Origin of the sequence: Campylobacter sp. RKI_CA19_01116, assembly GCF_025771405.1 — a bacterium.
Lineage (GTDB): Bacteria > Campylobacterota > Campylobacteria > Campylobacterales > Campylobacteraceae > Campylobacter_D.
The window spans coordinates 59233-83049 of sequence record NZ_JAKMQF010000006.1 but is presented as its reverse complement, the minus strand read 5'-3'; the positions used below and the strand labels follow the sequence as shown (position 1 = coordinate 83049).

General features: G+C 28.4%; 28 protein-coding genes and 2 tRNA genes. 16 read left to right on the top strand and 14 right to left on the bottom strand.

Features of this window, described 5'->3' with window-relative positions:
- Positions 1-210 precede the first annotated feature (210 nt).
- The 8 genes from L8U41_RS05960 to L8U41_RS05925 all read left to right on the top strand — a co-directional run bounded on the left by L8U41_RS05960 (position 211) and on the right by L8U41_RS05925 (position 3622).
- Complete coding sequence (locus L8U41_RS05960) at positions 211-441, top strand: hypothetical protein (protein WP_263725054.1); 231 nt, start codon at positions 211-213, stop codon at positions 439-441.
- A gap of 92 nt (positions 442-533) precedes the next feature.
- Positions 534-686 (top strand): hypothetical protein, encoded by a 153-nt coding sequence (locus L8U41_RS05955; RefSeq protein ID WP_263728067.1) that lies wholly within the window; start codon positions 534-536, stop codon positions 684-686.
- A 45-nt stretch (positions 687-731) separates the two neighbouring features.
- Complete coding sequence (locus L8U41_RS05950) at positions 732-1124, top strand: hypothetical protein (protein WP_263728066.1); 393 nt, start codon at positions 732-734, stop codon at positions 1122-1124.
- A 165-nt stretch (positions 1125-1289) separates the two neighbouring features.
- Entirely contained in the window at positions 1290-1730 is a 441-nt protein-coding gene (locus L8U41_RS05945) for a hypothetical protein (protein ID WP_263728065.1), read from the top strand.
- A 54-nt stretch (positions 1731-1784) separates the two neighbouring features.
- Positions 1785-2264, top strand: coding sequence for a hypothetical protein (locus L8U41_RS05940; protein ID WP_263691455.1), 480 nt, complete (start codon positions 1785-1787; stop codon positions 2262-2264).
- A complete protein-coding gene (locus L8U41_RS05935; RefSeq protein WP_263728064.1) occupies positions 2261-2728 on the top strand; it encodes a YopX family protein in 468 nt (155 codons plus the stop codon). The genes L8U41_RS05940 and L8U41_RS05935 overlap by 4 nt, the downstream gene beginning before the upstream one ends.
- 44 nt (positions 2729-2772) lie before the next feature.
- Complete coding sequence (locus L8U41_RS05930) at positions 2773-3432, top strand: pentapeptide repeat-containing protein (RefSeq protein WP_263728063.1); 660 nt, start codon at positions 2773-2775, stop codon at positions 3430-3432.
- Positions 3433-3442: 10 nt separating this feature from the next.
- Positions 3443-3622: a DNA-binding protein gene (locus L8U41_RS05925; RefSeq protein WP_039625719.1), complete on the top strand. Its 180-nt coding sequence runs from the start codon at positions 3443-3445 to the stop codon at positions 3620-3622.
- Here the strand turns inward: L8U41_RS05925 and L8U41_RS05920 are convergent.
- The 4 genes from L8U41_RS05920 to L8U41_RS05905 form a co-directional block, all read right to left on the bottom strand.
- Positions 3615-4826, bottom strand: coding sequence for a tyrosine-type recombinase/integrase (locus L8U41_RS05920; protein ID WP_263728062.1), 1212 nt, complete (start codon positions 4824-4826; stop codon positions 3615-3617). The two genes, L8U41_RS05925 and L8U41_RS05920, sit on opposite strands and share 8 nt — an antisense overlap.
- A gap of 181 nt (positions 4827-5007) precedes the next feature.
- A tRNA-Arg gene (locus L8U41_RS05915) sits at positions 5008-5084 on the bottom strand.
- Between the two features lie 43 nt (positions 5085-5127).
- Complete coding sequence (locus L8U41_RS05910; protein WP_263728061.1) at positions 5128-6144, bottom strand: sensor histidine kinase; 1017 nt, start codon at positions 6142-6144, stop codon at positions 5128-5130.
- Between the two features lie 2 nt (positions 6145-6146).
- On the bottom strand, positions 6147-6998 hold the full coding sequence (locus L8U41_RS05905) for a DUF234 domain-containing protein (protein WP_263728060.1): 852 nt from the start codon (positions 6996-6998) through the stop codon (positions 6147-6149).
- A gap of 57 nt (positions 6999-7055) precedes the next feature.
- Between L8U41_RS05905 and L8U41_RS05900 the strand changes: the two genes are divergently transcribed.
- The gene (locus L8U41_RS05900; RefSeq protein ID WP_263725242.1) at positions 7056-8321 is read left to right on the top strand and encodes an aminotransferase class V-fold PLP-dependent enzyme; all 1266 of its coding nucleotides are present in this window, start codon (positions 7056-7058) and stop codon (positions 8319-8321) included.
- On the opposite strand, the gene L8U41_RS05895 is transcribed toward L8U41_RS05900, so the two are convergent.
- The 6 genes from L8U41_RS05895 to L8U41_RS05870 form a co-directional block, all read right to left on the bottom strand.
- Positions 8322-9080, bottom strand: a complete 759-nt coding sequence (locus tag L8U41_RS05895; protein ID WP_263728059.1) for a basic amino acid ABC transporter substrate-binding protein — start codon at positions 9078-9080, stop codon at positions 8322-8324. It abuts the gene before it with no gap.
- A 192-nt stretch (positions 9081-9272) separates the two neighbouring features.
- Positions 9273-10436 carry a putative lipid II flippase FtsW gene (gene ftsW / locus L8U41_RS05890; RefSeq protein WP_257397039.1) on the bottom strand — a complete coding sequence of 388 codons (1164 nt, stop codon included), beginning with the start codon at positions 10434-10436 and terminating at the stop codon, positions 9273-9275.
- A 70-nt stretch (positions 10437-10506) separates the two neighbouring features.
- Positions 10507-11313 carry an adenylosuccinate lyase gene (locus L8U41_RS05885; RefSeq protein ID WP_039617961.1) on the bottom strand — a complete coding sequence of 269 codons (807 nt, stop codon included), beginning with the start codon at positions 11311-11313 and terminating at the stop codon, positions 10507-10509.
- A gap of 18 nt (positions 11314-11331) precedes the next feature.
- Positions 11332-12051 carry an arginyltransferase gene (locus L8U41_RS05880; RefSeq protein ID WP_263663958.1) on the bottom strand — a complete coding sequence of 240 codons (720 nt, stop codon included), beginning with the start codon at positions 12049-12051 and terminating at the stop codon, positions 11332-11334.
- Complete coding sequence (locus tag L8U41_RS05875; RefSeq protein WP_263692280.1) at positions 12051-12311, bottom strand: hypothetical protein; 261 nt, start codon at positions 12309-12311, stop codon at positions 12051-12053. The genes L8U41_RS05880 and L8U41_RS05875 overlap by 1 nt, the downstream gene beginning before the upstream one ends.
- A complete protein-coding gene (locus L8U41_RS05870; RefSeq protein WP_263663960.1) occupies positions 12308-13750 on the bottom strand; it encodes an acetyl-CoA carboxylase subunit A in 1443 nt (480 codons plus the stop codon). The genes L8U41_RS05875 and L8U41_RS05870 overlap by 4 nt, the downstream gene beginning before the upstream one ends.
- Positions 13751-13870: 120 nt before the next feature.
- On the opposite strand from L8U41_RS05870, the gene L8U41_RS05865 reads away from it, so the two are divergent.
- Positions 13871-13947, top strand: a tRNA-Arg gene (locus tag L8U41_RS05865).
- Positions 13948-13953: 6 nt separating this feature from the next.
- Here the strand turns inward: L8U41_RS05865 and tgt are convergent.
- From tgt to folD, 4 genes are all read right to left on the bottom strand, one after another.
- Entirely contained in the window at positions 13954-15072 is a 1119-nt protein-coding gene (gene tgt, locus L8U41_RS05860) for a tRNA guanosine(34) transglycosylase Tgt (protein ID WP_263728058.1), read from the bottom strand.
- Positions 15073-15161: 89 nt separating this feature from the next.
- On the bottom strand, positions 15162-16328 hold the full coding sequence (locus L8U41_RS05855; protein ID WP_263728057.1) for a pyridoxal phosphate-dependent aminotransferase: 1167 nt from the start codon (positions 16326-16328) through the stop codon (positions 15162-15164).
- Positions 16329-16492: 164 nt separating this feature from the next.
- Complete coding sequence (gene lepB, locus L8U41_RS05850; RefSeq protein WP_039617949.1) at positions 16493-17341, bottom strand: signal peptidase I; 849 nt, start codon at positions 17339-17341, stop codon at positions 16493-16495.
- On the bottom strand, positions 17338-18186 hold the full coding sequence (gene folD / locus L8U41_RS05845; protein ID WP_263683000.1) for a bifunctional methylenetetrahydrofolate dehydrogenase/methenyltetrahydrofolate cyclohydrolase FolD: 849 nt from the start codon (positions 18184-18186) through the stop codon (positions 17338-17340). Before folD ends, lepB begins: the two co-directional genes overlap by 4 nt.
- 79 nt (positions 18187-18265) lie before the next feature.
- Between folD and L8U41_RS05840 the strand changes: the two genes are divergently transcribed.
- From L8U41_RS05840 to L8U41_RS05815, 6 genes are read left to right on the top strand one after another with little or no spacing between them, the layout of a single operon-like run.
- Positions 18266-18610: a c-type cytochrome gene (locus tag L8U41_RS05840; protein WP_263728056.1), complete on the top strand. Its 345-nt coding sequence runs from the start codon at positions 18266-18268 to the stop codon at positions 18608-18610.
- Positions 18607-19884, top strand: a complete 1278-nt coding sequence (gene hemL / locus L8U41_RS05835) for a glutamate-1-semialdehyde 2,1-aminomutase (protein ID WP_263728055.1) — start codon at positions 18607-18609, stop codon at positions 19882-19884. The genes L8U41_RS05840 and hemL overlap by 4 nt, the downstream gene beginning before the upstream one ends.
- Entirely contained in the window at positions 19881-20159 is a 279-nt protein-coding gene (locus L8U41_RS05830; protein ID WP_257906551.1) for an AtpZ/AtpI family protein, read from the top strand. The genes hemL and L8U41_RS05830 overlap by 4 nt, the downstream gene beginning before the upstream one ends.
- Positions 20143-20628, top strand: coding sequence for a hypothetical protein (locus tag L8U41_RS05825; protein ID WP_263663971.1), 486 nt, complete (start codon positions 20143-20145; stop codon positions 20626-20628). Before L8U41_RS05830 ends, L8U41_RS05825 begins: the two co-directional genes overlap by 17 nt.
- Positions 20625-21818: an MFS transporter gene (locus tag L8U41_RS05820; RefSeq protein WP_250325593.1), complete on the top strand. Its 1194-nt coding sequence runs from the start codon at positions 20625-20627 to the stop codon at positions 21816-21818. Before L8U41_RS05825 ends, L8U41_RS05820 begins: the two co-directional genes overlap by 4 nt.
- Positions 21808-23817 (top strand): flagellar hook-length control protein FliK, encoded by a 2010-nt coding sequence (locus L8U41_RS05815; protein ID WP_263728054.1) that lies wholly within the window; start codon positions 21808-21810, stop codon positions 23815-23817. The genes L8U41_RS05820 and L8U41_RS05815 overlap by 11 nt, the downstream gene beginning before the upstream one ends.

Below are 23817 nucleotides of genomic sequence, written 5' to 3'. Positions count from 1 at the left end.
ATTTCTTGGGATTTGTGCAATTATCATAGGATTATTTATTCTTGAAATTTTCTCAAAAGATAATCTTAAAAAATATAAAAGGATTTTTAAATTTAAAAAATAGAACAAGGACTAATATGATTACTTTGCTTTATATACATTCAACAATATTTTTATTATCAATAATAGCCTTAATAGCTTGGGTTGTTTATTTGGTTACTAAGGATTAATATGAATACAGAAAAAATACTTAACTTTTTAAAAATTCAAACTCATTATTTTTGCGCTTATGAGACAACGATAAACGATGGAAAAAGAATTAAAGGAAGTTGCATAGTTATAAATATAAGATATTTTTGGAAAAAAAATGATCCAATTATTCCATATGTGCGTGCAATTGAATTTGTGAGAGAAAAATTCGAAACAGAAAATATCAATTTTACACAATTTCATAAATTATAGAAAAGGTTAAAAAATGATACAAATTAAACAAATAAATCAAGAATGCTTAGATTTTATAGCATTTCTAAAAGATGAAAATACTAAAGAATTTAATGGAAACATTAAAGTCAAAAAAAAGAGCGCATGAAAATAGTTTTAATCTTGATTTTTTAGATGGAACTCTTAGAGCTAATAAAGATTTTAAGTATTCTGATGAGAAAGCTGAAGAGTTGTATAACTATATAAGATTTTTACATTGTTTATAGGAGTAATACAATGCGATTAGATGTAACTTTTAATGGAGATATTATATGAGCAGTAGAGATTTTCTAAAAATTCCAGATGAAAATGGGGAATTTAACATAATAGTTAAAAAGTTTAGGTATGAAAGAGAAGGTTATGATAGAAATAATGCTTTTGATCAACTACTAGGAAGATATGAAACTTATTATTTTCAACCTTGTTTTAGAGTTGATTATGATAGTGATAAAATCATCAGAAAAGATATTTTATGGGAAAAAGAATCTATTCTTGGTTTAAAAAGCAAAGGATTTGCAATAGCTAGTGAAGATGATTTTAAAGAATATTGCAGAAAAGAATTTAATGAGTTTAGGGAAACTTTATGTTTAAACCCCTTCTCAAATAAAAAAGAACCTGAATATAGCGATGATTATATTTGCAGTTTGGAAGCTCATCTTTTTTAAACAGAATTCAAAATATTTATAGAAAGGATTAAAAATGATACAAATTAAAATTAGTTATGCAGTAGCTTATGCTTTGTATGGGAAAGAATTAGAAAATTTTAACACTAATCAAAGTATTGATGTAAATGGCATGATTAGGGTTAAATAATTAAAAAAGGTTTGTAAATGAAGATACAAGATTTAATAAAAGATGGAGAGCGTAGTATTTATTATGTAGATGGTAAAGTAAGTTCCACAAGAAAGATTTTAAAGAAAAATTTAGCCATTAAGGAAATTAAATCATATATTAATACAAATAAAGATGTGATTATAGATTTAATGAGGGGTAGATTTAATGATATTTCTAGCAGTTATAATGTTTATATGAATAATAGTGAAGTTATATTCTCTATAACACTTAATAAAGATATGTCTGATAGCACAAAAGCTTTAGAAAATAAAGCTAAGAATGCTATTATATTTGATATGTCTAGATCTTTCTTACCTATGAAAATGTATGTAAATATACCTAATTGTATCTCATATGAATTTTTAGAAAACATTGTAAGGAGAAGAATTTTTATATTTACTGGAGAATTTTTAAACTTAAGCTTGCAAAACCAATAAAGAACTAATAAAAAAGTTAACTTTAAAAAACAATACAGCTTAAAGGATTAACAATTGAAAAAAGAAAATATTGATTTACATACATCAGAATATATTTATGATTTTAGTTCTTATTTGGAAACTGTAATAGATAAGTCAAATTATGATTTTAGTAATAAAGTTGAAAAATTTAGATTTTATCTTGATTGCAAAATAGAACTATATAAACTTAGAAAAAGTGATTATGAAAAATATAATCACATACCTATATTTGCTAGTGAAGTATTTAATGATTTTATGGAATTAGAGTTATTAAAATACAACGGCGATAACTTAGATAAAAAGTTAAAAATTATGAGTTTATATAGATGTGGTTGGCAGACTATTAATGCAATATCATCACACCCACATTATGATATTAAAATGACAGAAGATATTAAAAATTTATTTGATTACTTGATTGATTTAAACTATTTTGACTTTCTTTATCAATTATTTGATAAAGAAAATATAGAAAAATATCTAAAACTATACAAGCAAAGGATTGAAAAATGAAATTAAAAGATTTTGATTTTAGGATTTGGGGTAATAATTTAAAAGCATATATTATTAAAAACAGAACAATATCTAAATACTCTGATAGTATTGATAGAGAAGACTCTTTAGCTGGATTTATACGAAGAGAAACACATTATGGTGATTTGGTTTTTGATAATTGGAGTTGTGATTGTGAAATCGAACTTTGGACAGGCTTATATGATAAAAATGGTAAAAAGATTTATGAAGGGGATATAGTAAGGTATTTTGAATGTGAAATCTTGGTAATTAAATTTAGATATGGTGTTTTCATGGCTTGTCCTGATTATGATGAGTTTTTAAAAAAATTTGAATATGATAAAAATGATGAAGGCGTCAAAGAGAATTGGCTTGAAATGTCTTATAAACTATATAGACAAGCTAGAAATGGTGTTTGTGATAGATTAGAAATAATCGGCAATATCCACGAAAACCACATCTAAACCCACAAAAAAACAATATTAATTCTAAAACAAGAGGAAATAAAATGGCTACAATTTATGACAAAAATGGAAATATTATTATAGAAAAAACTGAATTTAGTTTGAGCGAACTACTTGATTTTTGTAGAAAGAAAAAAATATCTTTAAAAAATGCTAATTTTAAAGAGCAAAATTTAGCAGGCATAGATTTTAATAGTTTAGATCTAATCGGGGCTGATTTCACTAATGCCATTTTACAATGTTGCGATTTTCAATCAAGCATTATATCAAATGCTGTTTTTACAAATGCTGTTTTAAAAAACGCTTATATGCAAGATGTAATTGCAAATGAAACTAATTTTAAAAATTGCTCGCTACAAAACATTTTTTCAAATTCTGCTAGATTTATAGATTGTGATTTTAGCGGGGCTGATTTAAGAGAAAACAATTTCTTAAAAACAAGAATTACAAATCCATTTTTTAAAAATACTTTAATTTCAAATACTATAGGAGATATGGAAAACATATGCTCATTACAAGTAGAAAAATTTTCTATATCCTTTAATTCTCAAGATATAGCCATAGGTTGCAAACAAGAAAGCATATCATGGTGGAAAAATGTAAAAAATGAAGAGTTAAACGATGGTCGTGAAGATTATACGCAAGTATGGAATGCATACAAAGACATTTTGTTTAAAATCATCAATATAAAATACAATATTTAAAGGAAACCCCATGTCAAATATAGAATTTTTAACACCAAAGCAAGTAGAGCAAATGTATGGATTAAACCCTTTACAACAATTTAGAGCAAGAAGCAATGGCATGCCACACTACAAGATTGATGTTAAAACAATCAGGTACAAAAAAACAGAACTAGATCATTGGTTTAAATCTAAAAAAGTTATCATTTAAAATCAAATGGACACAAAGAATTTAAGTATTCGCCATACCAATTCATAAGCTGTTTTCTTAAATCAATGGCCTTACTTCTATTATAAGCTCTTTCAACTTCACTTCCATTTACATGGTGTAATATCATTTCAGCGATATCTTTGCCTATGCCAAGTTTTATAAGCTCGTTGCTTTTTTCTGTACATATACTCCTAAAAGTACTTCTAAATCCATGTATTGTATGTTTCAAATCATACATTTTGAAAAACTTGCTTGCAAAGTTATCGCTAATGCATTTATCAAAATTAAAAAACACATATTCTTTGTTTACATTAAACATCTTTTGTATTTGTAATATTTTTAATGCATATTCATTCAATGGGATAATATTTTCACCATTGCTTTTTACCTTCATATCTTCAGCTTGTATAACCCAAAGATTATTATCAAAATCTATCTCACTCCATTTAGCAAATCGTATGTTTTTACTTCTTTGCGCTGTCAAAAGCGTAAAATAAATTGCATTTATAATATTCACATTAACCCTAGCTCTTTGTCTGTATTCTTTCATACATTCGAGCATAAACTTAACCTCTTTTTCTTCTACCAAAGCTTTAAAATGCTTCACATTGCAATCATCATTGATTAATCTATAGTACTTTTGTAAATCTTTCAAATCTACAATAATATTAGTTTTTAATTCTCCTCTTTGTCTTGCAAGTTCTAAAATCCTGCAAATAAAAGCAATGCTTTTATTTAAAGTTGAATAAATATTTTTTGAATTCATATGATCATAAATAGGAAGAAAGTCTTTCTTTTCTAGCAAATTAATAGGCTTTTCTCCTAGCATAGGCTGTATGTATTTTACAAAAGTCCCCTGCTCCTTTTTGATAGTAAAATATGAAAGTTTTTTTCCTATAGTTTCTATATAATGATCATTTGCCATATTTAATGTAAATTTTTTATTCTTGTTATCGATAAAATCCCCGCTTCTTAATTGTTGTAAAATCTTAATCGCTTCCTTTCTAGCTTCTGCAAGACTTAACAATCCTTTTCTAAACTCTCCTATGGTTATATATTTTTTTAATTTTTGTTCTCTAAGTTGAAAAACTTTTCTACCTGTAGGATGAATTTTTAAATAAAGCTCTTTTGGCTCACCGAGCGGAACTAAGTATTGTTTTTCCTTTATTTCTAATGCTTCTATATCACTTTGAGAGAGTGCCATTTTTCGCCCTTTATACCCAAAAAATACCAAAAATATACCCAATACCTATAAAAAATAACGCTGGGTATAAAATGGGTATTGAAATTATATCAAATAAATGAAATAAAAGAAATAAATAAAATACTACAAATACCTAAAAATAGATGTTTAAAGAAATGTAAGAAATGTATTTAAATAATAATGGTGTCCCCAGCAAGGTTTGAACTTGCGGCCTCAGAATTAGGAATTCTGCGCTCTATCCAGCTGAGCTATGAGGACAAATATTTTTTATTATTTTAAGAAAAAATTTATTTTATAGAGCTTAAATTTTAAGCTCTATAAAAAAACATTTTGGATTTTCATCAAAACCTAAAATTCCATTATGTGCATCAATAATTTGTTTTGACAAAGAAAGTCCTAGACCATTGCCTTTTAACTTAGTTGTTTTAAAAGCTTCAAAAACCATTTTTTTATCTTTGATACTTACCCCGTTATCATAAACTTTGATAAAAACTCTATCTTCTTTTTGCTCACATTTAACTTTTATACAACCATCATCATTTTCACTTTCTTCAATAGCATCTATGGCATTATAAAGCAAATTTTGCAAAACCAAAGCAAGCAAAGATTTATCTGCGTTGATTTTTAAATCTAAAAATTCAAATGTAAAATCAATATTAGCTAGATAATTATAAGCTCCAATAGCTTGTTCGCATTCATCTTGTAATTCTTTTAAATTAAATTCATTTAAATTAACATGCACTCCTTTTGTAAAAAGCAAAGTAGAATTTACAATACGCTCCACCCTAGAAATAGCTTTTTGAATTTCTAATACTATATGCTTATTTTTTAACTCACTTCTTTCAAACAAAGTTGAACTTAACAATGAAATAGAACCGATAGGATTGCGTATTTCATGTGCTAGGTGTGCTGCTACTGTACCCATACTGGCTAATCTTTCATTCCTTTTTTCATCGCTAATATCAGTGGCGCTAACTATAAGCTTATCCGCATGAGAGGTGACTTTTATTAAATAAAATTTATGATCAAACTCAAGCTCATAATGAGTTTTTTCAAGATCAATTTTTTCTAAAAGTTTTGGTTGTTGATTAGCTAAGTTATTTTGAAGTGTTATCTTTTTATTAGTATCTAAAACCCACAAAGCCATTGGCAAAACTTCTATAATTTCATTCATTGTTTGCATTAACTCTGTATGATTTTTTATCAATTGATTGTAAGCATTTTCTACTACAAAAGTTTGCTCTATTAAAAATTTTAAACCTTTTTGGAAATCTTCCTTTTCACTAGAATCTAAACTTTTTAAAATATTCTCATCCACACTTAATCCTTAATTAAAAATTGAAAATCTTCTAAAGTATATAAAAGCAAATTACGCTCCTTATTTAGAATAAGCTCTTTACTGAAGCCACTCTTTGAAAAAAGCACATATAAATTAGGTTGAATTTGCAACTGTTTTGCTTTGTTTTTTAAGGTATTTAAAATATTTTTACATATTTTTCTTTCTTTAAATTTAACCTCACCTAAAACACAAAAATTTTCTTTTTTATAATAAAGATCTATCTCACAATAATAATTCCAAAAACTATACACTTGCTCTACCTTAAGCTTTTTAGCTAAAAATTCTTTACACAAAAGCTCAAAAGTAAAGCTTTGATATTTTTCTAAATTTTCTTGTATTATTCCCATTAGCTCGTTGTATCTTTTCATCGTAATTAAGTTTAAATTAGGATATATAAAATAAAAGAAAAATCTCAATCCTTGATTTTTAAAAACAACCTTATCTTGAATGCTATATGAGCGTAATTCTTTTTTAATCTTTTGTCTTTTATTTTTCACAATAGGCTTTTCTTGACTTTTTTCCAAAGTCAAAATATTTTTTTCTAAAAGTTTATTAACAAGTCCTAGAGCTTGAAAATGCGGAATAGATTTATTGATAGAATAGCGTTTTCTATCATTTTTACTTAAAACGCTCAAAGCCTTCAAAGCATTATCATCTAAATTTAAATAAGATAAAATATCAAAAGCTTTTAAAATAAAAACATTTAAAATATTATCATATAAACTTAATTTCAAATCAAATTCAAACTCATCAAAAATACTATAAAAATCAAAAATATTTTTAAGCTCCAAAGTTTCACAGCGTTTTGAAAAATCACTAAAATTTATAACCACATCCTTATTTTAAATATTTTGTATGATATAATTTTAACAAATTTTTGGGGGATTTTTTTGAATATTGAAACATTAAAACAAGATATTATTTTAAAAAAAGGCATATATTATTTTGATTTTACAGCTAGCGCTTTAGCATTAAAAAGCATAGAAAAAGAAATAAAAAAAATTCTTACAACTTATGCAAATACACATTCAGATAGCTCTTTAAATTCTTTCATCACACAGCAACATTATGAAAATGCAAGAACAAATTTAAAAAAATACCTTGAATTAGATAATAGCTTTGCTCTTATAGCTTGCGGGAGTGGATCTTCAGCTGCTATTAAAAAATTTCAAGAACTTTTAGGTCTATATATACCCCCGCTTATTAAAGAAAAATACTTTAAAAATACAGATAAAAGCACCTTACCTTTAGTTATAGTGGGACCTTATGAACATCATTCTAACGAACTTTCATTCAGAGAAGCTTTGTGTGAATGCGTTCGCATACCCTTAGATAAAAATGGTGAGCTAGATTATGCTTTTTTGGAAAAATTGTTAAAAAAATCCAAAAACAGACAAATCATAGCAAGCTTTAACGCTGCTTCAAATGTCACAGGAATTTTAAGTGATTATAAAAAAATCTACACTCTAATCAAACAGTATGATGGCGTAGTCGCCTTTGATATTTCCACCTTAGCTCCTTATGCTAACTTAAATCCTAAATTTTACGATGCAGTGTTTATCAGTTCTCATAAATTACTTGGTGGTGTAGGATCTTGTGGCTTACTTGCTATTAAAAAAAATCTATGTGGTAATACTCCTAGCTTTGCTGCAGGTGGAACCGTAGGCTATGTTTCAAGAACTTCTCAGCAATACTTATGCGAGGTTGAAAATTTAGAAGAAGGTGGCACACCTGGAATTATTCAACTTATTAGAGCAAGTTTAGCTTTTAAAGTACGCAATGAAATAGGTTTAAAAAATATAGAAAAAAAAGAAAAAGAGCTTTGTGAGTATTTTTTAAAACAATGTACAAATTTTCCAAAAATGATCTTATATGCAAAAAATATCACTCATAGATTGCCTATTTTTGCTTTTAACATAGAAGGAATTTCTCCTTTTGATTTAGCTTACAAACTAAGCAAAACTTATAAGATAGAAACAAGAGCAGGCTGTGCTTGCGCAGGACCTTATGGGCATGATTTACTAAAATTAAAAGATAATCAAGAATTAAATTTTAAACCAGGTTGGCTAAGAGTGGGTTTTCATTATACACACACAAAAGAAGATATAGAGTATTTTTTTAAAGCCTTGAAAGCAAGTATCAAGGCTTTAAGTTGATTATTGCAAATCGTATTTTTCTACGATTTTTTGGTAAGTACCATCGGCTTTAACTTTTTCTAAACCTGCATTAATTTTTTGAACAAGCTCAGTTTGTTTTCCTTTATCAAAAGCTATACAAAACCCTGAACTTCCATCATTTTCTTCTAAAAATGCTTCTAACTCTTCATTAGTTTTTAAATAACCTTTACCGATATCTTTATCTGTTAAAACTGCATCGACTTTACCAGCTTTTAAAGACAAAATTGCAGCTAACATTTCTTCGCTAGCCACCACTTGAGCATTTGGAATAGCCTTAGCAGCGCTTTCTTGGATGGTTCCAAGTTGAACACCTATTTTTTTACCTTCCAAACTTTGTTTATCACTAACACCAGAATCTGTTTTTAGTTTTAAATATAAATTTTTAGTATTAAAATAAGTATCACTAAAATCCATGCTAGTAAGTCTTTGTGGTGTTGAACTCATAGCAGAAGCTATCATATCAATCTTTCCAGCTTTTAAAGCAGGGATCAAACCATCAAAACTCATGTTTACCCACTCAAGTTTTAAATTTTCTCTTTTTGCAATCTCTTCTAGCAAATCAACATCAAATCCGGTAATTTTTGCATCTTTAACAAAATCAAAAGGAGGATAATTTGCAGCTATACCTACTTTATAAACTTTTTCACTAGAAGCACTAGCTTGATTTTTATCGCTTGAGCAAGCACCTAAAGCCAATATACCAAATAACGCCAAAACAACATATAATATTTTTTTCATTTCTTTCCTTTGTTAAAAATTAAAAATAAAATTGATAAATGATTATAATGTGTTTAAACGCCTGTATTTCTTCATATCCGCCTCCTTGTATAATAAATATATCATAATTATAGCAGAAAAAAGTTTTTTGTAAAGACTTGATAGCAAATATTTTTTATTTAAGTTATTTTTTATATATTTTAATTAACAAATTTATATTTTTACCTTTTTGCTAATCATTAAAACATAGCCTATTCCAAGACAAATAGACCACATTGAACTACCTCCATAGCTTAAAAGCGGCACAGCAACACCTTTTAATGGAGTCAAGGAAATAATTCCAAAAGCATTCATAAAAAATGAAAACAATAAAAGCAAAGCTACGCCCGAACAAAACAAAAAATGAACTTTATTTTCACAACGCCCTGCTATTCTAAAAATTCGAAGTATTACCATCAAATATATAAAACAAATAATACTTAATCCCAATAGTCCTATCTCTTCAGTAATCCCTGATAAGACAAAGTCCGTGTGCACCTCACTTAAAAATCCTAGTTTAAAAGTTCCAAGCCCTAAACCCTCTCCAAAAAATCCACCATGAGCTATAGCATTTAAACTATGTGAAATTTGATAAGGCTCTGAGTTGTGACTTACTCTTAAAACACTTGCTAGCCAATCAGGAAAGAAAGGTAAAAATGCATCTTGGATATTTCCCCACCAAGCAGAAATACGCTGAATTCTTCTTTGATTACTTAAGATTACCAAAACCCCAATCATTCCAACAATAACCACACCAAAAGCAAAAAGTCTTTTACTAGCTCCTGCAAAAAAAGCTAAAGCAAAAACCAAGAAAAAAGAAATAACGCTTTGCCCTAAATCATTTTGTGTCATATAAATATAACCAATAACAAAAGCAGCTAAAATAAAATAAGGAATTAAAATTAAAACTTCATGTTTGATTGCTTTTTTGCTATCATCAATTCTTCTTGTATAAGACCAAGCAAGGAAATAAATCAAGCCTATTTTAAAAAATTCAACTGGAGAGATAGATAAAGGACCAAGCCTAATCCACCTTTTAGCACCACCTGCTGCAGTAGCAAGAAAGGTAGGTAGAAAAGGTAAAATAAGTATAAATAAAAAAGAGATGAGTAAAACGCTTATCATCAAATAATGCGCCATTTTACTATCAGGATTTAATCTTGAAACAAAATAAATAATAGCTATACCACTAAGCCCAAAAAAAAGCTGTCTGATAAAAAAGTGAAATTCATTATATTCTAAATAAAGAACAGTAAAAGCACTTAAAGAATATGAAAAAAGTATTCCTATAGTTATAAGAATGCAACTTAAAAAAAATAACTTTCTATCAGCAACCAATGTTATTCCCTAAATTTTTATAAAAAATTAATTTTAATAAATTGCAACTTAAAATGATGTTATTTTAGCATCAAGTGTTATTTTTATATAAAGATTTTAAACTCTCATAAGCAAGCTGAATTTTCTCAAATTCTTCACGGCAATAAGCTTGTTCGATCTTACTTTTACCTTGATGGCGATCAGGATGATAAATTTTAACCAAATTAAGATAATTTTGTCTAATAGTAGCAAAATCATCACTAGAATTACATCCTAGTGTTTGAAAATAATTTTCAAAAAGCTTTGCCAGAGCATTAAATTTCCAATTAGTACTAGCTTTGTTTTTCATTTTATTTCTAAATTCTAAAAGCTGAGTTTCATTAATCGTAAAATCAACACAATATTTCAAATGCTCATTTACACTAGCTAAAATTTCTAAAAGATTTAAAGTATTATCATCTTTGTATTCTACTGAAAAAATACAATTTTTTTCATCATACACGCTTTTATGATCTTTAAAATACTGCTCTAAATACACAGCAAATAATTTTTCATTCGAACTTAGTGTGATTAAAATATTCTTTTGTGCAAAACCTATTTTAGCAAAGATTACAGGTTTTAAAGTATTTGCTTGAGCAAGATTTAATTTAAAGGTTTTATAATGTGCAAAAGCAAGATTATCAATTTGATTTCCAGTATTTTTTTTATATTTGTGATTAACAAGTTTTAAAAAATATCTTCTTTGAGGAATTTCATTTTCTACAAAAAAAGACAAGGTTTTATTTTTATTACCTATAACTTTGGAAAAATTTTTACGGATAAGATCTTGAAAATATTTAAACATTAAAAAATCATCAGTATTAACACTAACTGATTCTAAAGTTTGCACTACTTGCATAAAATCCTCTCTATAAACCTAACTCCACAAAAATGCTTGCTCATTTAAAGCACTAGTGTGTTTTAAAATTTCATTTGGACTATAATCGGCTTTATATGCTAAAGATTGACACCCTTTTACAAAATATCCCAAATAAATATATTTTAATTTTTTTAATTGTGCAAGTTTAATTTCTGTTAAAAGTGAGTATTTACCAAGACTTAGATGGGAAAAATCTGGATCATAAAAACAGTATATACTAGAAATTCCATCTTCTAAAATATCAATCAAATCAACACAAACTAACTTATTGTCTATATAAAAATCAAGCTCGTATCCAAAAGTACCAGCATTATCTACATAAAGATTATAATATTTTCTAAAATTTAAATCATAAATTTTCCAATTTCTTTTATCTTTTTGGTAATGGTGATATTTTTCATAAAGCAATAAATGCTCATCACTTAAAGAAGGTTTTTGTAAGATTATTTTAGTGGCTGTATTTTTTTTCAAAACCCTGCGATAACTTTTGCTAAAATGAAAATTTTCTACTAAAATACGTAAATTTTGACACTCATTACAATCATTACATATTGGTCTTGAAAAATACGAACCAAAGCGACGCCAACCTCTTGAAACTAGTTCTTGATTTTGTGTTTTTGTGATAAAAGATATATAATTATACTCATTTCTACAGTATCTATTTTCAAGATAAGGGCATTCTTCTTCTAAAGTACAAAAACCAATAATATTATTCATTAAATCTTTTTAATATCACTATTTTTTACAAATTCCATAAATTCATTAGCCAAACGCTCTTCTTTTAAAAACATATCTTCAAATTCTTGCTCTTGTTTTTTATCTTCATTTTGTTTAGCTAAATCTTTTTGTATGGCATCTAAGTCAGTATTTTTCATACTAACTCCACTTTTACTTGCTTTAACCTTTTCTTTTTTTACTTGACCTTGTTCTTTTTGGAGTGCTTTTTTTATATCTTTTAATTCATCTAAAAAACTCATGATTGTCTACTTTCTTTTATCTTTTGTAAAGTCGCAGCTATAGCAGCAATTACTTCTTCTTTGTTTTCTTGGTGTCTATCTTCTGTTTTTTCTAAAAGCTCTTCCATATGTGTTTCTATAAAAGAAGTATCAAAATACCCTCTTCTAAATTCTCTTATTTTGGTAATTGCAATCAAAAATGGCACAGTTGTTCTAATATCATCAATCACAAATTCTTTCAAAGCTCTCTCAAGTCTATTAACTGCACTATCATAACTTGAACCTTTAACAATTAATTTTGCAAGCAAAGAATCATAATAAGGCGGCACGGTATAGTCTTTATATAAATGACTATCTACTCTCACAGATGGCCCTAAAGCTGGAAAATATTCTGTGATTTTACCCGGACTTGGAATGAAATTTTTCCATACATTTTCTGCTGTAATCCTAGCTTCTATCGCAAAACCTCTTGGTTTTATATCACTTTGTTCAAGATCTAAAATTTCCCCATTTGCTATACGAATTTGTCTTGTGATAAGATCAATTCCTGTGATTTCTTCTGTGATTGGGTGTTCTACTTGAATTCTTGTATTCATTTCCATAAAATAAAATCTATTATAATCATCAAGTAAAAACTCAACCGTCCCAACATTGGTATAACCCACAGCTTTTGCAGCAGCTACTGCGGTAACTCCTATGGTTTTTCTTAGTTTTTCTGAGATACTTGGACAAGGTGCAATTTCAATAATTTTTTGATGTCTTCTTTGTATTGAACAATCTCTTTCACAAAGATGAATGATATTACCATAATTATCTGCTAAAATTTGAAACTCAATATGCCTTGGATTAATAACATATTTTTCCATAAAAACTTCATCATTTTTAAAAAAGCTTAATGCCTCTCTCTTACAAGCTTCAAAAGATTTTTCTAAATCTTCTTCTTTATGTACTACGCGTATACCTCTACCACCACCGCCACCACTGGCTTTTAAAATCACCGGATAACCTATTTTTAAAGCTTGAAGTTTTATCTCTTCTAATGTACAATGATTTAATTTTTCAGTACCTGGAACCACAGGAATTCCATTTTTTTTCATTAAATATCTTGCTATATTTTTATTTCCCATTTTACGGATAACATCTGATTTTGGCCCTATAAAGACAATCCCTGCTTCTTCGCATTCTTTAGCAAACTCATAATTTTCACTTAAAAAGCCATATCCAGGATGTATAGCATCGGCTCCACAAGCTTTAGCAATTTCAACTATTCTTTTGCCATCTAAATACCCTCTTATGGCATCAGTTCCTATTCTATATGCTTCATCAGCAACTTTTACATGCAAACACTCATGATCAGGTTCAGTATAAACAGCAACGCTTTTTATATGTAAATCTCTACAAGCACGGATTACCCTTACTGCAATCTCACCTCTATTAGCTATTAAAATCTTATGTATCATTACTTTGCCTTAAGCTAAAATATTATTCAAAGAAGATTAGCATAAAAATATAAAAATTCTATAAAATTACTTGTTTTTGCTAATTTTAAGAATTTTTTGATAAAATTACTCTTTTATTTTGCGCCCATAGCTCAGCTGGATAGAGCATTTGATTGCGGTTCAAAAGGTCAGAGGTTCGAATCCTCTTGGGCGTACCACTTTATTTACATTCTTTGTCTATAAAATTCCTTTCTAAAATTTTCAAATTCATCTTTGATAATAGCTTCACGCATTTGCTTTACCAAATTTAGATAATAATGCAAATTGTGAATACTTGCAAGTCTAAAAAAGGTTAATTCTTTAGCTTTAAATAAATGATTTAAATAAGCCCTTGAAAAGTTTTTACATGTATAGCAAGAACATTTGCTGTCTATAGGAGCATGATCAGTAATAAATTCTGCTTTTTTGATATTAAATTTTCCAAAGCTAGTAAATAAAGTTCCATTTCTTGCATTTCTTGTTGGCATCACACAATCAAACATATCAACACCTCTTGCTACATTTTCTACCAAATCTTCAGGTGTGCCAACTCCCATTAAATATCTAGGGCGATTGTTATCCACATAAGGCATCATAGCTTCAACCGTATCATACATAGCCTCATTTTCTTCTCCTACGCTCAATCCACCTATAGCAAGTCCATCAAAATCCATCTCACAAAGTGCTTGAGAACAAATTTTTCTAGCTTCAAAATCCGTTCCACCTTGGATAATACCAAAGATATTTTGCCCTATTCCTACACCTTGGTTTTGCTTTAATTTATGATAATCAATAGCTTCTTTTGCCCATTTTATAGTACGTTTTAAAGAAAGCTCTATTCTTTCTTTACTTGCAGGCAAGGCCACTAAATCATCTAAAATCATCATAATGTCTGAGTTAAAATCATACTGTGCATCTAAAACACTTTGCGGGGTAAAATAATGCAAACTTCCATCAATATGACTTTTAAATTGAATTCCTTTTTCATCAGGTTTGGAATTTTTACTTAAAGAAAAAGCTTGAAAACCCCCACTATCTGTTAAAAAAGAATCATTAAATTTACTAAAACCATGCAAGCCACCCATTTGTTTAATCACCTTAGATCCTGGTCTTAAATACAAATGATAAGTATTTGCTAAAATGATTTTTGCGTTTAAAATCTCACTCATATCAACAGCATCTAAACTTTTAATCGCAGCCAAAGTTCCAACTGGCATAAAAATAGGAGTTAAAATTTCACTATGTGTAGTTTTTATACGACAAGCTCTAGCATTTGCACTTTTATATTGAACTTCAAATTCCATTGATTTTCCTATATTTTTTGCATAATCATACCAAAGACTTGCTTATAAGTTTTTTTGAAAGAAAGCCTGTTTTTAACAGGCTTAAGAAATTAGTAGTTTTTTACAAATTCAACGATTTTTTCACAACCTTCAATGATATCTTTTTCATTAGTTGCATAAGAGAGCCTAAAATACCCTTCCATGCCAAAACCTATGCCTGGTACTAAAGCTACTTTTTGCTCTTCTAATAATCTTTTACAAAATCTCATAGAATCATTATCAACTTCCTTGCAAGAGATAAATAAATAAAAAGCTCCTTGTGGAATTTGTTCTAATTTTAACTTATCGCTTTTAGCTAAAATTTCACACGCTAATTCTCTACGCTTTAAAAAGGCTTGTCTCATCATTTCAATATCACTATCTGCTTTTCCAAGTAAGGCTGGTAAAGCTGCATGCTGAATGATTGAGCAGATATTTGAAGTGCTTTGTCCTTGTAATTTTTTAACAGCATTATTAAACTCACTCATTTTGCTTGCCATGTATCCAAAACGCCATCCTGGCATAGCACCGCATTTACTAAGACCATTAATACTTACAGTTCTATTTAAAGCATCTTCACTCACTTGCGCAAAAGCACAAAATTCTCCATCATAAACTAATTTTTCATAAATCTCATCACTTAAAACTACGATTTTAGTTCCCTCTAAAACCTTAGCTAAAGCAGTAATTTCTTCTTTAGAATATATAGCACCTGTAGGATTTGATGGGGAATTAAACATCAAAACCTTTGTTTTTGAAGTAATAGCTTGTTTTAATTGCTCAGGAGTAATTTTAAAGCCATTTTTTGCTTCACCTTCTATAAATACAGGAGTTGCGCCTGCAAATTTCACCATTTCAGGGTAACTTACCCAATAAGGACTTGGTATGATAACCTCATCACCTTCTTCAACTAAACACTCAATCGCCATAAACAAAGAATGTTTAGCACCAACATTGGTAATGATTTCGCTTGCTTTATATTCTAAATTATTATCATTTTTAAATTTATATTGTATAGCCTCTATAACTTCTTTTATACCAACAACTGGCGTATAAGCTCCACAACCTTTTTCAATGGCTTCAATTGCTGCTTTTTTAATGATTTCTGGAGTATCAAAATCAGGTTCACCTGCTGAAAAACTAATAACTTTTTCACCATTTGCTTTTAAAGTTTTGGCTATATCAGTCATTACTAAAGTTAAGGATTCTCCTAAATTTTGAGATCTTTGACTTAGCATTTTTTATCCTTTATTTTTTTGCTTTGATTTTTATTTGTGTTAATTGTTACAACTTGGAGCTTAAAAAAATCTACGAATAAAATTAAGAGTGTATATTTTTATAAATTTGTGTAGAAACTATACATTTTCTACACATAAAAATTTTACATTGTTTCTTTGAGTAATTATTCCAAAGCTTCTATATCGCTTTCATTATGATGGATAAAACGCTCATCTTTTTCTATAGTTTCAACCAAACGCCCTACTCTTTCCCATCTAACTTTTTTATTTTCATCCCATGAAAAATAAATAAACCAAGGTTGACCAACTATATATTTATAATCCACACTTCCCCAAAATCTACTATCGCTAGAGTGATCACGGTTATCTCCCATCATAAAATACTCATTTTCAGGAACTTTATAATAATAAGCATTAAAACCATAAATATTATTAGCACCTAATTCATCAAAAGAAGCGGGCTTCATAGCAAATTGACCTAAATTTAAATAGCGAAAAAATACACTTTCTATATCCACTCTAGAATCATAATGTATTCCTTTTTCTACAAAAGGTTCTTTTACAAAAAGCCTTCCGCCTATGATTTTTGTTTTATTAGGATAATAATCTTTCATATATTCATCACCCTCAACCATACGCACATATAAGGTTTTATTTGCAAAAACAACCTCATCTCCGCCCTTAGCCACACATCTTTTTACATAGTGGATTTTTGGCTCATGCGGATATCTAAATACTACAATATCTCCTCTTTTAGGACCCTCAGCACTTACTAAATGTCCATTTTTATTAAAATCAGGTAAAACAGGCACTTCTATCCAAGGAATATGCGGAGTTGGAATACCATAAGAAAATTTTTTTACAAATAAAAAATCCCCTACTAATAAAGTATTTTTCATAGAACCACTTGGTATAGTAAAAGCTTGTATAAAGAAAAATATAATCAATAAAACAACTATTAAAGTTCCTGTCCAAGATTGCGTAAATTTATAGATTTTTTTCAAAAAATTCATTTTTTAATCCTATTTTTAGCTGATTTTATAGTATTTTCTAAAAGCATTGCTATAGTCATAGGCCCTACTCCACCTGGTACAGGAGTAATATAACTAGCTTTTTTACTTACATTTTCAAAATCAACATCACCCACTATTTTCCCATCAACCCTATTAATCCCTACATCAACTACTATCACATCCTCTTTAACCATATCTTCTTTTAAAAGATTTGGACAACCTGCTGCTACGATGATAATATCAGCATTTTTTGTATAAGCTTTTAAATCTTTTGTATAAATATGACAAATACTCACACTAGCATTAGCATTTAATAAAAGCGTAGCCATAGGACGACCTACTATATTAGAAGCTCCTATTACAACTACATCAGCACCTTGTAATTTTATATCATAATGCTCTAAAATTTTCATAACACCCAAAGGTGTACATGGCAAAAAACCACCTTTTAAATTTAAATTTAAATTCCCGACATTAAAAGGATGAAAACCATCTACATCTTTATTAAAATTAATACTTTCTAGGATGATATCTTTATTAATATGTGCTGGTAATGGAAGCTGAACTAAAATTCCATCAACACTATCATCATGATTTAAAGTATTAATCAAAGCCAAAAGTTCATTTTGAGTTGTGTTTACATCAAGCCTATAAACCAAAGACTTAATCCCACATTGTTCACAAGCCTTTGCTTTAGAGCCCACATAAGTAGCACTAGCAGAATCTTCACCTACTAAAATCACAGCCAAACAAGGCTCTATACTTTGGGTTTTAAGTTCTAATACTTCTTGTTTTAGATTATTTTTTATCTCATCACTTAGCTTTTTACCATCTAAAAGTGTCATTTCTTTCCTTAAATTTATAGCTTTCTTTAACTTAAAAAATTGTATCATAATAAAACTTCTTTTTTGTTAAAGGTGATAAATGAAAATTATTTTATTTTTGTTTTTTATAGTTTATGGTGTTTGGGCTGAAGATTTTATCTCACCTAAAGAATACCAAGAATCCCTTTACAAAAATCCAAGAGGCATAAGTTGTGCTAAATGTCATGGTGATGGAGGACAACAAACACTAGGATATTACACTAAAAATGGAGAAAAAACTCCTTTTATAGTACCGAGTATTAAAAACACTCCTTATGCACGTTTTAGAGAAATTCTAAGCCAACCTCAGGAGGCAAAAAGCATTATGCCGACTTACTCATTAACAGAAGATGAGATGAAATCGCTTTATGATTATATTACTAACAACAAAAGGAGTAAAAAATGAAAAATAATAAAAAGGCCTTTGAAGAAGCTTGTGAATATATAGCAGGTGGGGTTGATTCTCCTGTGCGTGCTTTTGCAAGTGTAGGTAGCAATCCTTTATTTATCAAGCAAGGAAAAGGTGCTTATATTAGTGATATAGAAGATAATACTTATATAGATTATGTACAAAGTTGGGGGCCTTTACTTTTTGGACATTGTGATGAGGATATTGAAAAAGCTTGTAAAAAAGCATTAGAACACGGTTCAAGCTTTGGCGCACCAACCCTAGCTGAAACTAAATTAGCTAAATTTATCCTAAAAGATTGGCCGCATTTAGACAAAATACGCTTTGTAAACAGTGGCACAGAAGCTACTATGAGTGCCATTCGTCTTGCAAGAGGATTTAGTAAAAAAGATAAAATCATCAAATTTGAAGGATGTTATCATGGGCATTCTGATTCTTTACTAGTAAGTGCTGGAAGTGGTGCAGCTACTTTTAACACCCCAAGTTCTTTAGGTGTTTTAACCGATGTAGCTAAAAATACTCTAGTAGCTATTTATAATGACATTGATAGTGTTAAAAACTTAATCAATAACGATGATAATATAGCTTGTATCATTATAGAGCCAATTGCAGGAAACATGGGCTTAGTACCTGCTAAAATAGAATTTTTACAAGAGCTAAGAAAACTATGTGATGAGCATCAAATTCTTTTAATTTTTGATGAAGTTATGAGTGGTTTTAGAGCTTCATACCTAGGCTCTTTTGGAATTAATAATATAAAAGCTGATATAGTAACTTTTGGTAAGGTTATAGGCGGAGGTATGCCTGCGGCTGCTTTTGCTGCAAGAGCTGAAATTATGGATTTATTAAGTCCTTTGGGCGGGGTATATCAAGCAGGAACACTAAGTGGCAATCCTCTTGCTATGGCTGCAGGCTATGCGAGCTTAAAAAAAGCAAGAAATTATGAAGGTTTATATGAAAAATTAGAAAAACTAGGCAAAAGACTTACTCAAGGCTTTAAAGAAGCTGCAAATGATTGTAAAATTCCTTTGCAAGTTAATTGCGTTGGTTCTATGTTTGGATTTTTCTTTTGTGAAAACCCTGTTAATAATTATCAAGATGCTTTAAAATCAGATACTAAATTATTTGCTAAATTTCATGCACAAATGCTAAGCAAAGGCGTGTATTTGGCACCATCTCAATTTGAAACAGGTTTTATATGTGAATGTATGGATAAAAAAATCATTGATAAAACTATACAAGCAGCACAAGAAAGTTTTAAAACCCTATGAATAAAAGACAAAAAATCATTCGTAAAGGTATAGAAGCTGCAGATGGATTAAGCCTTGGTATATCCATGGTTGTAGCTGTTTTAATCGGGGTTGGTATAGGCTATTTTTTAAAAAATTTAACCGGTATATCTTGGCTTTTTTGGGTAGGAGTGTTTATAGGAGTAGCTGCAGCGATTTTAAATGTTTACAAAGCTTACAAAGCACAAGTAAAAAGCTATGAGGAATTTAAAGAAGAAAATCGCTATAAAGATTTAAAAAATGATCCTAAAGCCTAAAATTTTACTAAAACTCTTGCTAGGATTAAATTTACTTTTCTTAGCAGGAGTTTTTTTCTATAAAGGAATAAGCTTTGAATTATTCATCAGTTTTGAATTTGGATTTTTAGCTCAAAATTTGATCATTTTATTTTCTTTTTTAAATTACAAAAATTTTATTTATAAGGCTGCTAAAAATTACACTTTTACTCAAAGACCCTTGCAAATTTTTGCTAAAAAACGATATTCTTTGCCAAAAATTATAAAATTTATCCATATAGATGACGATTTAAAACCAAAATTTAAAAGTATTTTTAAAAACGCATTAGCTTTTTTTTCTTTGTTTAAAATTTTTGCTTATGTGTTTTTAATAGCAGGATTTTTATTTTTAGAGTTTCAAGGCTTAATGAGTATTTTTGCCTTGTTTTGTGCAATGTTTGTCACACCCATAGCGGTATTAATATATAATTTTTTAATAAGAAAATGTTGAGCTCAAAAAGAACGATTAGATCATTAACTGCATTGTTTTTTGGTATGATTTTTGTTTTTATAGGAAGTGCTTTAACGGTAAATTCTATAGCAATTATTTTAAAACATAACGATGTTAGTAATTTTTATATAGGGATAATAGGAAGTTGTTATTTTCTTGGTGCTATGGTAAGCACTATTAGTGCTCATAGGATAGTCTCTAAAGTAGGACATATAAGATCTTTTGGAATTTTTGCCATCATTTTTGGTATAGCTACTATGCTTCATAGTTTAAATTCTAATCTTTATTTTTGGATGGTTTTGAGATTTTTGCTTGGTTTTTGTTACTATGCACTTTTAATGGTCATAGAATCATGGCTTAATGAAAAAGCAAAAAATGCTATTCGCTCAAGAGTAATAGCCTTTTATGAAGTAGTATTTTATTCATCATCAGGCTTTGGGATTTTACTTATGTCATTTGACTTCCCAAGTAATACAGTATTTATTTTAAGCGCTAGTTTTATTATGTTTGCTTCTATTCCTTTATTTTTAATCCGTATTAAAGAGCCGGTTTTACCACAAAAAACCAAAATTTCCATCCCTAAAGTTTTTGATATAGTGCCTTTAGCTTTAGTGACAAGCTTTATAGCAGGTATGCTTTTAAATGGATTTTTCTCCATGGCTTCTTTATTTATACTCATACAAGGATTTGGCGCAAAAGAAGCTTCGATTTTTATATTTTGTACCATGCTAGGAGGGTTTATATCTCAACTTTTCATCGGAACCCTTTCTGATAAAATTAGTCGTAAATTTGCTATTATTTTATGTGCTTTTACGGCTTTAAGTGCTATGCTTTGTATTTTACTATTAAGCTATAATATTTATTTAAAATACTTTTTTGGCTTTTTGCTGGGTATGGGAATGTGTTGTTTATATGCTCTTTCTTTAGCTAGAGCAAATGACATGCTTGAAGATTCTAGCAAAAGAGTTGAACTTGGCAGAGCCGTTCTTTTTACTTATTCTTTTGGTGCTTTATTTGCGCCTGCTGTGCTTGGAACTTTAATGTATTATTTTGAAGGTAATGGTTTTATGTATTTTTACATCGTTTTATTAACTGTTTTAATTGCCTTTGCTATAGATAAACCAAAATTTAAAAATCTAACCAAATTTAAAAGAAAACCAGGTAATATGGTAATGCTAGATGATAACTAATATTTCTAACAATCAAAATCAATTTGCAAAAAACGAAACAAACAAAGACAACAAAAGTGAGAAATCGGACAAAAAAACCTCACTTAACGATGCTTTAAAAAATCCTTTATTTTCTAAAAATGATCCTGAAGTCAAATTGCCTAAAGACTATGTAAGCAAAATCGATCAAAAATTACAAGAATTATTAAATAAACTCTTAGATCAAATCAAAACCAACAAAGATCCTGATTTAGCAATATTAAAAAATCACAAAGATTTAAATTTTGCACCTAATTTTGCTAATGAACTTAAAAAACTTCAAGCAGAGCTTTCTAAAAATCCTGAATTTGAAAAACTACTTAAAGTTTTAGAAGATCTAGTTAAACCCGCTAAAGATATCAACAATAAAAATCTTTCATCCTTGGTAAAAAATTCAGGTGTTTTTTTAGAAGCAAAACTCAATCATTCTTTAAAAGAACAAAATTTACCACAAAGCTTTTTTAATCTTTTAAATACCATAAAAGGGGCTACTAGTGAAAATCTAAAACGCGATATAAGTAATTTAGATCTTAAAAATCTTGACACCACAAGTACACTAAAAGAACTTATTCACATCTTACAAAATCACAAAAAAGATAATAAAATTTCTTTAGAAAATACAAATTACAAGACACTTTTTAAACTATTTGATAAAATAGAAAATTTTAAAAACTATATCAATAAAAATCCAAACTCCATTAGTCAAGAAAAGCTACAAAATATTGCTAATAATTTCATTAAAAATCTCAGTAAAAATTTAGCACTTATCAACAAAGAACTAGCCAAACCTGAAAATATAAAAATTCAAAATACGCATATATTAAAAGAGCTTAGTCAAAGCATTAAAGATCTTATAGCACTTTTAAAAGATATAAAAAATCACAAAAACAAAACTGAAATAACACAAGAAAATTTAAATAAAACTCCACATACTAAAGACATCAAAGAAGAATCAAAAGAGGAAATAAAAACTCCGCAAAAAAACACAGAGGATAAAAAAGAAGCTCAACAAAAACAAGAAAGCATGACAAAAGATAAAGAAATTCAAAACACAAAAGAAGAAAAAACACCACAAAGCAAAGATATCAAAGAAAATCCTAAAGAAGAGCCCAAAACACCACAAAAAAATACTGAAGATTTAAACAAAAATGATAATAAAAGTCAAAATTTACAAACAAATAACACTAAATTAGAAGATATATTTAAAAGTACTTCAGGTAAAATTTTACTAGAAAATATTTTCAAACAAAATGTAAGTAAAAATCTTAATTTTAGTCAAAATTTACAAGAAGAGCTTTTAAATAATCTAAACAAAGAACTAGGCTTAATAGGAAGAAAACTCAATGAGGTTTTAAAAGCTTTAGATCCTAAAAATTATGAAGCAAAAAATTCTTTAGATGATATAAAAAACATAGAAAAAAAATTAGAACTTTCTATAAAAGATCTTGGAAAAATTACTCCAAAAGATACTGCAGAAATTTCTTCAGAATTACAAAAAGACATCAAATCCACTCTTTTGCAAGTTTCTAATCTGGCTAAAAATTTAGACAATGAAAGCATATTAAATCAAGCAAATCGTCTTATAGCTCAGCTTGAGTTTAATCAGCTTTTATCTTTAGCCAATAATAGCATTCATACTTTTTTACCTTTCTTTTGGGATGATTTAGAAAAATCTAATGTAGTTTTTAAACGCGGTAAAAAAGATAAATTTTATGCACAAATTAATCTTGAATTTGAAAAATTAGGAAAAATCAATGTATTTTTATCTCTAAGTAATGATAAATACATTGATATAAATATGATGATAGAAAATGCTAATTTTAGAAAAAAACTTTACGAAAGAGCACATGAGCTAAAAAAAGCCTTAGTTAAAGTAGGACTTCTAAGCTCTAATTTTTTCATCAGTGATATAGTTAAAAGCAAATTTCATAATCAAGAAGAATACAATGACTTTAATATGGGTTTTGATACAAGGGCTTAA